Here is a 14023-nt window from a genome sequence, read left to right as displayed (position 1 = left end):
AACAATTTATCTTTAATATGAAATCGCTTTGGTTTTTTGATGACGTAAACCTATTTAAGGTATTATGTCCGCATAAATTTAAAGCCTATAAAGGGCATCACGATTTTGATTGTTATAAAAAACAAGACTATATTTATTTTGAAGAAGACTCTGCCAACAAAGTATATTTAATAGAAAAAGGCAAAGTAAAAATAGGCTATTACAATGAAGATGGTAATGAGGTAGTAAAAGCTATTTTAACCCGTGGCGAACTTTTTGGTGAAACCGCTATTTTAGGCGAAGATAAAAGAGCAGAGTTTGCACAATCTGTTGATAATACAACCAGTATTTGTCCTGTTGGTGTTGAAACCATGCACGGTTTAATGCGAGATAACCAAACCTTCAGTTTAAAAATTTACAAACTCATTGGCTTCAAATTAAAACGTTTAGAAAGGCGTTTACAAATTTTATTATTCAAAGATGCAAAAACAAGATTAGTAGAGTTTTTAGATGAGTTGTGTACAGATTATGGTTACGATTGTGAAAAAACTGGCGATAAAGTAATACATCACCCATACACACAAAGAGACATAGCCTCATTAATAGGCACATCAAGGCCCACATTAAACATACTTTTAAATGAGCTAAAAGAAGAAAATGTTATAGAATTTGGCCGTAAAGAAATAAGAATTCATAAAAAAATTGCTTAGTGTTAGGTAGCTAACATTTTAAAAACGCATTACAATATACTTTTGGAGTATTAAATAATTTTAAAACATATTGTGATGATAAAAAAAGTATTCCTAGCAGTTTTTGCGTTAAGCATTTTAACAGTTTCATGTAGTGATGATGATAACCCAGTAACAACCTCAAGATTAACACTAGACCTTGACGGATTAGAAGCATTAGGACCAGATTATGTTTACGAAGGTTGGTTAATTGTTGATGGCAACCCAGTATCAACAGGTACATTTTCTTCAGTAAGTTTTCCGCAGTCATTTACTGTAAATAGAGCACAGTTAGATGCTGCAACAACATTTGTTTTAAGTATTGAACCCGCCGTAGATCCAGACCCAGCCCCCGCAGAAACAAAAATTTTAGCAGGCGATTTTTCAGGAAATTCTGCCAACGTAAATTCAAATGGTATTGTAGCAGATTTTGCCTCGGCTAGCGGAAAATATATTTTAGCTACACCTACAGATACTGATGATACAAACGAAGAAAGTGGTGTTTGGTTTTTAGATAACTCAAGCGGTTCTGCAGTTGCAGGTTTAAGTTTACCAACATTAACCGATGGTTGGAAATACGAAGGTTGGGTAGTTATTAACGGTACACCAATTTCAACTGGAACATTTTTAACAGCAAATACAGCCGATGACAATGCAGCCACTTCGCCATATAAAGGAAATGATAATAATGGACCAGCATATCCTGGTGAAGATTATTTACAAAATGCACCTGCAGGTTTAACATTTCCAACAGATTTAAAAGAAAAAACTATTGTAATTTCTGTAGAACCTAGCCCAGATAATAGCACAGCACCTTTTACATTAAAGCCATTGGCACATGTAGTACCAGCCAATGCCATGAACCATACAACTATTGCAATGGGTGATGGCCCTGTAAAAAGTTTAACAGGTACCGTAAGCAGATAAGTAAATTTATCTATGAGAAAGATAAATTGTTTTTTTTAGATTTGAAGCATGGTTAATTTAAACCATGCTTCTTTTTTATACCCTTTAGAAATTGTAGCCTATGGCGTTAAAGAAACCAAAATACAAAGACTTAATCTTTTTAGTTATTGTGGCACTTTTTTTTATTCCACAAACACGAAAACCTATTCAAATTTTCGTTAATAAAGGGTTAGCATTAATAAGTCCTTCAACTATAAATTCTGAAAAACAAAAAGCTATACCAAGCTATAATTTAATATTAAAGGATGAAAATGGTACTATTTTTAATTTTGAAACCACAAAAGGCAAGATAGTTTTGGTTAATTTTTGGGCTACTTGGTGCCCGCCATGTATTGCAGAAATGACTAGTATGCAAAAACTTTATAAAGATTATAAAGATAAAGTCACCTTTGTTTTTGTTTCAGATGAATCTTTTAATGTTGTAAATCCGTTTTTAGAAAAAAATAATTATACTTTTAAGGTTTACCAGCCCGTTACAAATTATAACAATATTTTTAAGGTAAGTAGTATTCCTAAAACCTTTTTAATAAACCAAAAAGGTAATGTAATAATTGAAAAAACAGGCGCTGCTAATTGGAATAGTAATTCAGTTAGAAACACCATTAATAGTTTATTAGCAACCAAAAACAAAATATAGTGGATATAGTAGTTTTAGATGGGTACACTTTAAACCCGGGCGATTTAAGTTGGAATGCCATTTCAGAATATGGAAACTTAAAAGTTTATGACAGAACACCGTATGATACCAAAAAAATAATTGAAGCTATTGGTAATGCGCAAATAGTTTATACCAATAAAACACCATTACCTAAAGCAGTTTTAGAAAACGTACCATGGGTTAAATTTATAGGTGTTTTAGCAACAGGTTATAATGTTGTTGATGTTGAGGTTGCCAAACAGCTAGGTATTACAGTTACAAATGTACCTGCTTACAGTACACAATCTGTAGCACAATTTACTATGGCCTTACTACTAGAAATGTGTCATCATGTAGGCAATCATAGTAATGCTGTTTTTAATGGAGATTGGGTAAAGTCTGAAGATTTTTGTTTTTGGAATTCACCACTAATTGAATTACACGGAAAAACATTAGGCATTATAGGTTTTGGTCAAATAGGACAAGCAGTTGCTAAAGTAGCACAAGCTTTCGGACTCAATATTTTGGTAAACACTAGAACTGTTAAGCCAGATTTTGAGAGTGATACATTACAGTTTACAGATTTAGATACGCTTTTTAAAAAATCAGATATCATAAGTTTACATTGCCCGCTTTTTGAGAGTACAAAGGGCATTATAAATTCAAGTAATATTGAAAAGATGAAAGATGGTGTGAAAATTATAAACACAGCAAGAGGTGGTTTAATTGTTGAAAAAGATTTAGTAAAGGCACTCAACTCAGGCAAAGTTTCGGGTGCAGCATTAGATGTTGTTTCTGCTGAACCTATGGCAAAAAATAATGCGTTACTAAAAGCAAAAAACTGTATTATAACGCCACATATAGCATGGGCACCAAAAGAAGCACGCGCACGTTTAATGCAAACTACAGTAAATAATTTAGAGGCATTTTTAAACGGGAAGCCTATTAATGTTGTTAATTTATAACCTTTTTTTGAGGTTTAAAGTACTGCATTAACACTAAAGGAATTAGTATTATTGAAAATGCATAAACACTATCTTCAACAGGTATTGTAAAAAGTCTGAAATTTAAATTTTGGTTATTATTATACCAAACAACTTCGTTTTCAATAAAACTTCCAGTTAAAATACCATTCACAATAAAAAAAGGAATGAGCATTACCAAAAACGTTAGGTAAAACTTGCTTAACAATTGGGTGTGTTTTTTTACAGTAAAAATTATTAAACCCAATGCAACTGTAAAATTAATTAGTGTATACCATTTGTTGTAATTGTATATTATAATGATAGCAAATACAAGTGCTAAAAAATAACTTATTAATTTAGTAACACCGCGCTTAAGTTGCATGTTAGGAAAGTAATACAAAAGCGCATAGTGTGTAAAAACACAAGCATACGGAATACAAATAAAAAATAACCACTCTTCAATTGGTAAATTAAAAAATGTAATACCTAAAAAGTAAGTATTGTTAAAACCCCAAAAGCCTTTAACTGTAAAAATAATATCCCATGGAATAAATATAAGCATTGATAAAAACAAGCTTATAAATAAAGGTTTCCAGAGTTTGTAAAATTTTAATTTTGGGTGAAAGCTAAATAAAAACGGAATACTTAAAGACCCTAAGTTTAAAAGTAGGTATAAGTAATTCATTTATAATTTTTGAAATATTTAAACGGTACTAACAGCATACCAAAACATTCACCATCATCTTTTCCAAGGTGTTTATGGTGCATTTTATGAGCTCTTCTTACGCCTTTAGCATACCAATTATTAGCATTTCTAAATAGTTTAAAACGCTGGTGTATAAATATATCATGCACAATAAAATAAGCTAAACCATACACAAAAATGCCAACACCTATAGGTAAACCAATCCATAAAATATTGTATTTCCAAAGTAAAAAGAAACCAATACTCACTACGGCGTAAAATATAAAAAAGAAGTCATTACGCTCAAACCAACTATCATGGTCTTTTTTGTGATGATCTCTATGTAAACTCCACAAAAACCCGTGCATTATGTATTTATGTGTAAACCACGCCATAAATTCCATGAAGCAAAAGGTGCTTAAAAAAACTAATATCCATAAAAATGTTTGCATACCTATAAATTACAATAAATTTAATTGATATTTTACATAACTACGCATTAAAAGTTCAATTTTTTTAGGATTAGAAACTCTAATTCTAGTGTTTTTAATTTGTAAAGCGGGTGTTTTTTGTAGTTTTTTTAGTAATTGATTGTAATACCTATAAGCTGTAAACACACCAAATTTGGCTTCAATAGGTAATTGCTTTATACCACTTAAGCCTTTAGCAAAATCAGCTTCAATATCATTTATAATATCTTGTTTAGAAGCTTCACTTAAGTTGTGTAAATCTGCATTAGGGAAATAGCTTCGGTTTAGTTCGTCAAAATCAGCTTTTAAATCTCTTAGAAAATTCACTTTTTGAAAAGCAGAGCCTAAAGCCATAGCGGTATCTTTTAAATCTTCATATTTTTTCTCATCACCTTTTACAAATACTTTTAAGCACATTAGCCCAACTACATCGGCTGATCCGTATATGTAATCTTTATATTCTTGTGTGGTTAAGTAGTTGGTTTTATGCAAATCTAAACGCATACTTTTCATAAACGCATCAACCAAAGCTTTGTCTATATTATACTTATGGTATGTGTACTGAAATGCATTTAAAATTGGGTTTAAGCTTATTTTTTGCGTTAATGCTTTTTCTAAATCTTCAGTAAGTTTATCAAAAAGTTCCTGCTTGTTGTAATCATGGAATGAATCTACAATTTCATCGGCAAGCCTAACAAAACCATAGATATTATAAATGTCATTTCTTATAGAATTAGCTAACATTTTGGTAGCCATAGAAAACGATGTACTGTATGTTTTAGTAACCGATTTACTGCAGTTGTACGATACAGTGTCAAATAATTGTTTCATGATAATGGATGGTGTTTAGTTATTAATTCTGATACCAGTTTACCTGAAATTAATGAAGGCGGTACGCCTGGTCCGGGTACTGTTAATTGTCCTGTAAAATAAAGGTTACTAACCTTTTTACTTTTTAATTTTGGTCTTAAAAAAGCAGTTTGTAATAACGTATTTGCCATACCGTAGGCATTGCCTTTGTAAGAATTATAGTCGTTTATAAAATCATTTACACAAAAGGACTTCTTAAAAATGATGTCATCAGCCACTTTTTGTGATGTTAGCTTCTCAAATCTAGTGATTATTTTTGAGAAATAGGTGTCTCTAATAACTCTATTGTCTTCAATACCAGGTGCTAATGGAATTAAAAAAATGCCAGCTTCTTTATCTTTAGGCGCGGTACTATCGTCTGTTTTACTAGGAAAACTAGCATAAAATAGAGGGGCTTCAGGCCATTTAGGATTATCATAAATAGCATTAGCATGTGTATCAAAATGTACATCAAAAAATAAAGTGTGATGCTCTACATTTTTTAGCTTTTTATTAAAACCAACGTAAAAAAGTAATGACGATGGGGCAAATGTTTTTTTGCTCCAATAGGTTTCAGTGTATTGTCTGAAAGGTTTATCTAAAAGTGTTTCTGTATGATGATAATCGGCACCACTTAGCACAATATCAGCTATATATTCATTTCCGTTAGACAAAATGCCAGTGGTTTTTTTGTTACTTACTATAATTTTGTCAACCGGGTTTTCTGTTTTAATAGTCACACCAAGTTCTTTAGCCAATTGCTCCATAGCTAAAATAACTTGATACATACCTTTTTTGGGGTGAAATGTGCCAAGACCAAAATCGGCATAATTCATAAAGTTGTAAAACGAAGGTGTGTTGCTTGGTTTAGCGCCTAAAAATAATACTGGGAATTCTAAAATTTGTACTAATTTATCATTTTTAAAAGCTTTTCTAACATCACTTTTAACACTGCTAAAAAACTGATTTAATCTTTTAATAGTTGTTAATGAAACAAGCTCTAAAGGAGAAACACCAGGGTTGTATACCAAGTCTTTAATGGCAATATTGTAGTTGTCTTTTGCTTTATTTATGAATTTTTTAAGCTGAATAGAGCTACCTTTTTCAATGGTTTCAAATGTGGCACAAATTTTTTCTAAAGTATCCTCAATGGTTACATAATCATTTTTACCAAAATAAACGCTGTATGCAGGATTGAGTTTGTCTAGTTGATAATAATCGGATGGTTTTTTATTAAAATCGGAAAAAAAGCGTTCAAACACATCGGGCATCCAATACCAAGTAGGACCTATGTCAAAGGTGAAACCATCTTTTTTGTATTGTCTAGCTCTGCCTCCAATAGTTTTGTTTTTTTCAAAAATTGTAACATTGTAACCCGCCTTAGCTAAATAACATGCAGCTGATAAAGAGGAGAAACCTGAACCTAATATTAAAACTGTTTTCTTCATATTTGTTTAACAAATATAAAAAAAAGTTTAACAAAAAGTGTTTTTAGATTATAAATTATGAATTAAATCTTCAATACTTTTATAAATAACTGTGTTTTCAGGCAGTTTAAGGTTGGTTAAGTTGTTAAGTCTTGGGCCTAATAAGAATAGTTCGTTACTGGTGTTTTTTAGAAGTAAATTGCTAAAATCATCAATATAACTTGGTATTTTTTCAATTTCAGGATTTACAGTAAAGTAAGTAATAAAGGTAATATTTGTAAAAAATTCAAGTACACTTTTTAAGCTTTCGGCAGGAACACTTTCACCTAAAAAAATAGTGTGGAAACCTTTGCTTCGTAATTGGTAATTTATAAAAAGTAGGCCAATATCATGTATTTCGTTATCAGGTAAAAATAAAATGTATGTTTTAGAGTCTGGTTTGGGTTCTAAACTTTGTAACCTTTCAATATTAAGTAAAATTTTCTGTTTTATGTGTACTGACAGAAAATGCTCATGTGCGGGTGTTATGGTGTTGGTTTGCCATAAAAGTCCAATTTCAGTTAGTAAAGGCCTAAAAACTGTATAAAAAATATCACTAAAAGTTTTATTTTCAATAAGGTTATTGTAAGTGTTGTAAAACAAAACTTGGTCAAAATTTATCATAGCCATTTTAAAGGCATTTATGGCATGATCTTCAACCTTAGCACGCGATGCTATTTCTCTAACTTTTACAGGTATTTCTTCATCGGTTAATTTCGCAATTTTAGAAACTTTGTAACCATTGTTGTTTAAAAATGAAATATTTAAAAGCTTTTGTAAGCTGGTAATACTATATGTTCTAATATTTGTATCAGTTCTATCAGGTGCAAGTAGGTTGTAGCGCTTCTCCCAAATTCTAATGGTGTGCGCCTTTATGCCCGTTAAGTTTTCTAGGTCTTTAATACTAAAGTTTACTTGAATATTATTCATTAATAATTCTTAGTTGTTTATTAAAAACTAACAAATGTTAAACAAAAGTAATAATTTGTTTCAAATTTTCATAGAAAAAGTTTTATAAAACCATATTTATAGTTATTTAAACCATTTATTGTTTTAATAAATAATGATAGCTTTAAATAAATAGCGTTCTTTGTTTTACCATAAGTAAACCGTATTTTTGAAACCCAATTTGCTATTTTTTGCACTAATAAACTATGCTTGTAAATTCTTTTTATTTCAAGATTAAAACCAGTAATTTTTTTGTTTACTTGGTTGTTCTTTCTCTGTCATTTTCATGTAATAATAAAAAACAGCAATATGTTGAGGCTAAAAAAGACGATATATTCATATCTGCCAATGTAATACCAGATTCACATTTTTTAGGAGATAAAGCTTGCGCTGAATGCCATAAAGATGAAGTTAAAGATTGGAAAGGATCTCACCACGATAAAGCAATGCAAATTGCTACAGAAGCAACTGTTTTAGGTAATTTTAATGATGCTACATTTAAAAGCCAAGGTGTTATTTCAAAGTTTTTTAAAAAAGAGGGTAATTATTATGTAAACACTGAAGGGCCCGATGGTAAAAATCACAATTATAAAATAGAATATACCTTTGGTTTAACACCTTTGCAACAGTACATTGTAAAATTTCCAAATGGGCATTACCAGTGTTTAAGAACTGCTTGGGATACTGAGAAACAAAAATGGTTTGATTTGTATCCAGATTTTAAAGTAGTGCACTCAGAGTGGTTACATTGGTCTAGAGGTGGTTTAAATTGGAACAACATGTGTGCCGATTGCCACTCTACCAACGTTAGAAAAAACTACACACAAGAAAACCATAGCTACAATACTAAATACGCTATTATAAATGTAAATTGTGAAGCTTGCCATGGCCCCGGAAAAGCCCATGTTGAAGAGGCTAAAAAACAAGGTGATAAATATGTAGCCACCGATGGTATGTGGATGACAAGCAAAACACAACCTAAAGAATTAGTTGATCAATGCGCCAGATGCCACATGCGAAGAGAACAATATTCTTCAAATTTTAATTTTGAAGGTACTATGCTAGATCATTACTTTCCGCAGGTGTTAACAAACGGATTGTATTATCCTGATGGTCAAATTCAAGACGAAGTGTACGTATATGGCTCCTTTGTTCAAAGTAAAATGTATCATAATGATGTAACTTGCACAAACTGCCACAATCCACATTCATTAAAACTTAAATTTGAAGGGAATAATTTGTGTTTGCAATGCCATGAAAAGCCTAAGTATGATACGCCATCGCACCACTTTCATCAAGCAAATACTGATGGTGCACAATGTATAAATTGCCATATGGATGGAAAAATTTATATGGGTAATGATTACCGAAGAGATCATAGCTTTAGAATACCAAGGCCAGATCAAAGCTTAAAATACGGCACGCCAAATGCCTGTACCAGATGCCATACAGATAAAACCGATACCTGGGCTTGGGAGCAATACAAAAAACAATATGGAGAACCAGAAAAAAATCACTTTTCAGATTTGTTAGCTCCAGGTTTTACAGGTGAAGAAGATGGTTACCATAGCTTACTTACATTAGCAAAAGACACTGTTTATCCTGAGTTGGCAAGGGCATCAGCCGTTAGTAACATGACACAGTATTATAACAATGATGTTATTGATAATATGCTGCAGTTTTTAAAAGATGATTCACCCATAGTTAGAGGTGCAACCATTGATGCTTTAGGTGAAATAACTAACCAAGACTACGCAAAATATTTTATTCCGTTGCTAAAAGACCCTAAGCGTACCGTACGTGTAAAGGCATTTTTTGCATTAAGTAGTTTAGATGAAATACAAATTCCTGAAGCTTATAAAGAAGCCTACAAAAAAGTAAAAAAAGAATTTGAAGTGCATTTAAATGTAACCGCAGATTTTGCGGGCGGACGCGCCAAACGTGGTGGCTATTACCTTAAAAAAGGCGATGTGCCAAATGCTATAAAATCTATGGAAAGTGCTTTAGAAATTGATGGTTTAAACAACATAATTAGAAGTAATTTAGCAAATTTATATTACCGTAATGGCCAAGTAAAAAAAGCTGAAGAAGCTTTTAAAACAATTATTAAGCAAGAACCAGAGTTTGCTCAAACTTACTATTCTTATGCGCTGTTATTGGGCGAGCAAAACAGAACTGAAGAAGCTGTAAAGCAAATGGAATTAGCTATTAAATATATGCCAGAAAACATAAGGTTTTACTATAATTTAAGTTTGCTTTATGATAAGTTAAATAACTTTAAAAAGGCAGAGGCAACCGTAGTTAGCGGTTTAAAAAGAGCACCTCAAAATGCCGATTTACTCTATGTTTTAGCCTATTTGTATCAAAAAAATAATCAAATAGCAAAAGCACGTAATATTGCACAAAGGTTGGTACAACTGTACCCTAATAATCAACAATATGCAGCCATGTTAAATCAATTACAGTAAATTTTTAATTTGTAAGCAGTAAATCTGCGTTTTAAAAAATGAACTTGTAATACAAAACTTATTTTTTTCTTTTTATAAAAGTTAATTTTAAAAATTATAAATTCAAAAAAACGAGTAAAAACAATGGTTTTCAATGTTTTAGGTAGTTAATATTAAATTTTTAAAAATATTTTTTTTATTTAATATTTTGTTTTTCATTTGCAGCATAAAGTTTGCTTAAATAAACTTTTAGCTGAACAAATTGAAACCTGTTTTTATGTTCGGGCTTTTGAAAATTAGGAAGTCAATCTCAAAAGCTGCTTATGGTGTAAGTAACCGAAATTTAAAGCTAACTTCCGTAGTTAAAGTTATTACTTCACAGTATAGTTTGTGCTTTACACCAAAAGCGCAATATCAAATCATGGTTTGATATAAAGTTATTATAATCTTAACAAAAGGTTGGCCCTTTTGCGCAAATATTTTAATAACTTTTACAATAAAAAATAATGAATACTAAATACGTTGATTTAATCAACCAAACTTTTGATTTTCCTCAGCCAGAATTTGCTTTGGAAAAAGACAAACTATTTTTTCATGATATAGACTTAAACAAGTTGGTAGAAGCCTACGGTACACCATTAAAGTTTACCTACCTTCCGCAAATATCAAACAATATAAACAGAGCTAAAACATGGTTTGATTCTGCTATAAAAAAATATAATTATAAAGGCGAATACAAATACTGTTATTGTACTAAAAGCTCTCATTTTAAACATGTTTTAGATGAAGCTTTAAAAAATGATATTCATATTGAAACATCATCAGCGTTTGATATTGACATTGTTGAAAGTCTTAAAGCAAGCGGCAAAATAAAAGACGATACATTTGTTATTAGCAATGGTTTTAAAAGAGCACAATACATAACCAATATTGCCAGATTGATAAATAATGGTCATAAAAACTGCATACCAATTATTGATAATTACGAAGAAATTGATTTACTAAGTAATGAAATTAACAGCACTTATAATATTGGTATTAGAATTGCTTCTGAAGAAGAACCAAAGTTTGAGTTTTACACCTCAAGGTTAGGTATTGGTTACAAAAGCATTGTGCCATTTTACAACAAGCAAATAAAAAACAACCCAAAAGTAAAGTTGAAAATGCTGCATTTTTTCATAAATACAGGCATTAGAGATACAGCTTACTATTGGAACGAGCTTTTAAAATGTTTAAAAGTATACATAAGTTTAAAAAAGGTTTGTCCTAGTTTAGATAGTTTAAATATTGGTGGTGGTTTTCCTATTAAAAACTCATTAGCTTTTGAGTTTGATTATGAGTACATGATTGATGAAATTATAAATCAAATAAATGTAACTTGTGAAGAGGAAGGAGTAGATGTACCAAATATATTTACAGAATTTGGAAGCTTTACAGTTGGCGAAAGCGGAGGCGCTATTTATGAAGTACTTTACCAAAAACAACAAAACGATAGAGAAAAATGGAATATGATAAACTCATCGTTTATAACAACATTACCAGATACTTGGGCAATAAATAAAAGATTTATAATGCTGCCAATAAACAGGTGGAACAGCTCTTATGAACGAGTGTTACTTGGAGGCTTAACCTGCGATAGTGATGATTATTACAACAGTGAGCAGCACATAAATGCCATTTATTTACCAAAGTATGATAAAGAAAAACCATTGTATGTAGGCTTTTTCAATACCGGTGCATACCAAGAAACAATAGGTGGCTATGGCGGTTTACAACACTGTTTAATTCCAGCGCCAAAACATATTTTAATTGATAGAGATGTACAAGGAAACATAGTAACAAAACTATACAAAGGCCAACAGCAAAGTGAAGACTTGCTTAACATTTTAGGGTATAATAAAACACCTGAAACAAGCGAAACTCAAGAACAAAAAAATACAACATTTAGTACAATTAGTTAGTAGGTAAAATGAAAACCAAAACTTACGCAGGCATACCAGAAGAGTATGCAAAGTTAGAATGTGCAAAAATAGTTCTAATTCCAGTTCCTTATGACGGAACTAGCACATGGCAAAAAGGCGCTGATAAAGGGCCCGATGCTTTTTTAAACGCTTCAGAAAATATGGAGCTTTATGACATTGAAACAGATACCGAGGTTTATAAAGAAGGTATTTATTTAGCAGATGCTGTTACAGAAAATGCATCGCCAGAAAGTATGGTTGAAGCTGTGCATCAAGTAACTAAAAGCTATATTAAAAAAAATAAATTTGTAACTATTTTTGGAGGCGAGCACTCAATATCAATAGGAACAATTAGAGCATTTAATGAAGTTTACCAAAATTTAACGGTTTTACACATTGATGCACATGCCGATTTAAGAAAATCATACGAAGGTACAGCATGTAACCACGCTTGTGCGGTATATGAAGCTAGCCAAAATACCAACTTAATTCAAGTAGGTATTCGTTCAATGGATGTTAAAGAAAAATCGGTAATGGATTTAGATAAAACATACTTTGCACACGAAATGGCTATTGATGATACTTGGATGGATTCAGCTATTGAACAAATGACAGATAACGTGTTTATTACTTTTGATCTTGATGCTTTTGATCCTTCAATATTACCAAGTACAGGTACGCCAGAACCAGGTGGTTTATTATGGTATGAAACCTTAGATTTTTTAAAGCAGGTGTTTGAAGAAAAAAATGTGGTTGGGTTTGATATAGTTGAACTTTGCCCTAATGAAGCTGAAAAATCATCAGACTTTTTAGCTGCAAAACTATATTATAAAATGTTAAGCTATAAATTTCAAAATGAAGACGTTGAAGATGGCTATAACGATGATTTTAACAATAATAACAATAAAGTAAATAATTTTTCAAAATTTAACGAAGACGATGAGTACTAAAGGCGCTATTTCAAATTTCATAGAAAAATACTATCTGCACTTTAATGCAGCATCAGTAGTTGATGCCGCTAAAGCGTACGAAGATCAATTAAACAATGGCGCTAAAATGCTGGTGTCTCTTGCTGGTGCTATGAGTACTGCAGAGTTAGGTAAAATTTTTGCTGAAATGATTAGGCAAGATAAAGTGCATATCATTTCATGTACAGGGGCAAACCTTGAAGAAGATATCATGAATTTAGTTGCACACTCACACTATAAACGTGTACCTAATTACAGAGATTTAACACCGCAGCAAGAATGGGATTTGTTAGAAAAGGGTTTAAACAGAGTTACAGATACATGTATTCCTGAAGAAGAAGCATTCAGAAGATTACAAAAACACATACACGCTATTTGGAAAGAAGCTGATGATAAAGGCGAACGCTATTTACCACATGAGTTTATGTATAAAATGCTATTATCGGGTGTGTTAGAAGAATACTATGAAATAGATTTGAAAGACTCATGGATGTATGCAGCTGCCGAGAAAAATTTACCAATAGTTTGCCCAGGTTGGGAAGACAGTACAATGGGTAATATTTTTGCAAGCTACGTGTTAAAAGGAGAACTTAAAGCTAGCACCATGAAATCAGGTATTGAGTACATGACCTTTTTGGCTAATTGGTACACTGATAATTCAGAAAAAGGTATTGGGTTTTTCCAAATAGGAGGCGGTATTGCAGGCGATTTTCCAATATGTGTAGTTCCAATGCTATATCAAGATATGGAAAGAACCGATACACCTTTTTGGAGTTACTTTTGTCAAATTTCAGATTCAACAACCAGTTATGGTTCATATTCTGGAGCAGTACCAAACGAAAAAATTACATGGGGTAAATTAGATATTGATACACCTAAATTTATTATTGAAAGTGATGCAACTATTGTTGCACCATTAATTTTTGCCTATTTATTAGGTATGTAATTATGAAA

The 14023-nt window shown here is 31.5% G+C and carries 13 protein-coding genes; 8 read left to right on the top strand and 5 right to left on the bottom strand.

Features of this window, described 5'->3' with window-relative positions; translation table 11 throughout:
- The first annotated feature begins 17 nt into the window (after positions 1 to 17).
- The 4 genes from FUA26_RS12620 (at position 18) to FUA26_RS12605 (ending at position 3275) form a co-directional block, all read left to right on the top strand.
- Positions 18 to 689, top strand: a complete 672-nt coding sequence (locus tag FUA26_RS12620) for a Crp/Fnr family transcriptional regulator (RefSeq protein ID WP_147136696.1) — start codon at positions 18 to 20, stop codon at positions 687 to 689.
- A gap of 75 nt (positions 690 to 764) precedes the next feature.
- Entirely contained in the window at positions 765 to 1634 is an 870-nt protein-coding gene (locus FUA26_RS12615) for an anti-sigma factor (RefSeq protein WP_147136693.1), read from the top strand.
- A 100-nt stretch (positions 1635 to 1734) separates the two neighbouring features.
- Positions 1735 to 2310, top strand: a complete 576-nt coding sequence (locus FUA26_RS12610) for a TlpA family protein disulfide reductase (protein ID WP_147136691.1) — start codon at positions 1735 to 1737, stop codon at positions 2308 to 2310.
- A complete protein-coding gene (locus FUA26_RS12605) occupies positions 2310 to 3275 on the top strand; it encodes a D-2-hydroxyacid dehydrogenase (protein WP_147136689.1) in 966 nt (321 codons plus the stop codon). Before FUA26_RS12610 ends, FUA26_RS12605 begins: the two co-directional genes overlap by 1 nt.
- Here the strand turns inward: FUA26_RS12605 and FUA26_RS12600 are convergent.
- The 5 genes from FUA26_RS12600 to FUA26_RS12580 are packed head-to-tail and all read right to left on the bottom strand — an operon-like array spanning position 3265 to position 7675.
- Positions 3265 to 3960 (bottom strand): lycopene cyclase domain-containing protein, encoded by a 696-nt coding sequence (locus FUA26_RS12600; protein WP_147136687.1) that lies wholly within the window; start codon positions 3958 to 3960, stop codon positions 3265 to 3267. The two genes, FUA26_RS12605 and FUA26_RS12600, sit on opposite strands and share 11 nt — an antisense overlap.
- Complete coding sequence (locus tag FUA26_RS12595) at positions 3957 to 4412, bottom strand: sterol desaturase family protein (protein ID WP_147136684.1); 456 nt, start codon at positions 4410 to 4412, stop codon at positions 3957 to 3959. The genes FUA26_RS12600 and FUA26_RS12595 overlap by 4 nt, the downstream gene beginning before the upstream one ends.
- Before the next feature lie 9 nt (positions 4413 to 4421).
- Positions 4422 to 5261 carry a phytoene/squalene synthase family protein gene (locus FUA26_RS12590; RefSeq protein ID WP_147136681.1) on the bottom strand — a complete coding sequence of 280 codons (840 nt, stop codon included), beginning with the start codon at positions 5259 to 5261 and terminating at the stop codon, positions 4422 to 4424.
- Positions 5258 to 6727, bottom strand: a complete 1470-nt coding sequence (locus FUA26_RS12585) for a phytoene desaturase family protein (RefSeq protein WP_147136679.1) — start codon at positions 6725 to 6727, stop codon at positions 5258 to 5260. Before FUA26_RS12585 ends, FUA26_RS12590 begins: the two co-directional genes overlap by 4 nt.
- A 48-nt stretch (positions 6728 to 6775) precedes the next feature.
- On the bottom strand, positions 6776 to 7675 hold the full coding sequence (locus FUA26_RS12580; RefSeq protein WP_147136676.1) for a MerR family transcriptional regulator: 900 nt from the start codon (positions 7673 to 7675) through the stop codon (positions 6776 to 6778).
- A gap of 224 nt (positions 7676 to 7899) precedes the next feature.
- Between FUA26_RS12580 and FUA26_RS12575 the strand changes: the two genes are divergently transcribed.
- The 4 genes from FUA26_RS12575 (at position 7900) to FUA26_RS12560 (ending at position 14015) form a co-directional block, all read left to right on the top strand.
- A complete protein-coding gene (locus tag FUA26_RS12575; RefSeq protein ID WP_147136673.1) occupies positions 7900 to 10161 on the top strand; it encodes a tetratricopeptide repeat protein in 2262 nt (753 codons plus the stop codon).
- A gap of 485 nt (positions 10162 to 10646) precedes the next feature.
- Positions 10647 to 12101, top strand: coding sequence for an arginine decarboxylase (locus FUA26_RS12570; RefSeq protein WP_147136670.1), 1455 nt, complete (start codon positions 10647 to 10649; stop codon positions 12099 to 12101).
- Between the two features lie 8 nt (positions 12102 to 12109).
- Positions 12110 to 13051 carry an agmatinase gene (gene speB, locus FUA26_RS12565; RefSeq protein ID WP_147136668.1) on the top strand — a complete coding sequence of 314 codons (942 nt, stop codon included), beginning with the start codon at positions 12110 to 12112 and terminating at the stop codon, positions 13049 to 13051.
- On the top strand, positions 13041 to 14015 hold the full coding sequence (locus FUA26_RS12560; RefSeq protein ID WP_147136665.1) for a deoxyhypusine synthase family protein: 975 nt from the start codon (positions 13041 to 13043) through the stop codon (positions 14013 to 14015). The genes speB and FUA26_RS12560 overlap by 11 nt, the downstream gene beginning before the upstream one ends.
- Positions 14016 to 14023 lie beyond the last annotated feature (8 nt).

The organism is Seonamhaeicola algicola, from assembly GCF_007997385.1.
Lineage (GTDB): Bacteria > Bacteroidota > Bacteroidia > Flavobacteriales > Flavobacteriaceae > Seonamhaeicola > Seonamhaeicola algicola.
Note: the sequence above shows the minus strand (reverse complement) of the source record. Positions and strands in the feature narration are given on the sequence as shown.

Coding starts and splice junctions, on each gene's coding strand:
- FUA26_RS12590 (WP_147136681.1), bottom strand. CDS start 5,261: ATGAAACAATTATTTGACACTGTATCGTACAACTGCAGTAAATCGGTT.
- FUA26_RS12615 (WP_147136693.1), top strand. CDS start 765: ATGATAAAAAAAGTATTCCTAGCAGTTTTTGCGTTAAGCATTTTAACA.
- speB (WP_147136668.1), top strand. CDS start 12,110: ATGAAAACCAAAACTTACGCAGGCATACCAGAAGAGTATGCAAAGTTA.
- FUA26_RS12560 (WP_147136665.1), top strand. CDS start 13,041: ATGAGTACTAAAGGCGCTATTTCAAATTTCATAGAAAAATACTATCTG.
- FUA26_RS12620 (WP_147136696.1), top strand. CDS start 18: ATGAAATCGCTTTGGTTTTTTGATGACGTAAACCTATTTAAGGTATTA.
- FUA26_RS12595 (WP_147136684.1), bottom strand. CDS start 4,412: ATGCAAACATTTTTATGGATATTAGTTTTTTTAAGCACCTTTTGCTTC.
- FUA26_RS12570 (WP_147136670.1), top strand. CDS start 10,647: ATGAATACTAAATACGTTGATTTAATCAACCAAACTTTTGATTTTCCT.
- FUA26_RS12585 (WP_147136679.1), bottom strand. CDS start 6,727: ATGAAGAAAACAGTTTTAATATTAGGTTCAGGTTTCTCCTCTTTATCA.
- FUA26_RS12580 (WP_147136676.1), bottom strand. CDS start 7,675: ATGAATAATATTCAAGTAAACTTTAGTATTAAAGACCTAGAAAACTTA.
- FUA26_RS12610 (WP_147136691.1), top strand. CDS start 1,735: ATGGCGTTAAAGAAACCAAAATACAAAGACTTAATCTTTTTAGTTATT.
- FUA26_RS12600 (WP_147136687.1), bottom strand. CDS start 3,960: ATGAATTACTTATACCTACTTTTAAACTTAGGGTCTTTAAGTATTCCG.
- FUA26_RS12575 (WP_147136673.1), top strand. CDS start 7,900: ATGCTTGTAAATTCTTTTTATTTCAAGATTAAAACCAGTAATTTTTTT.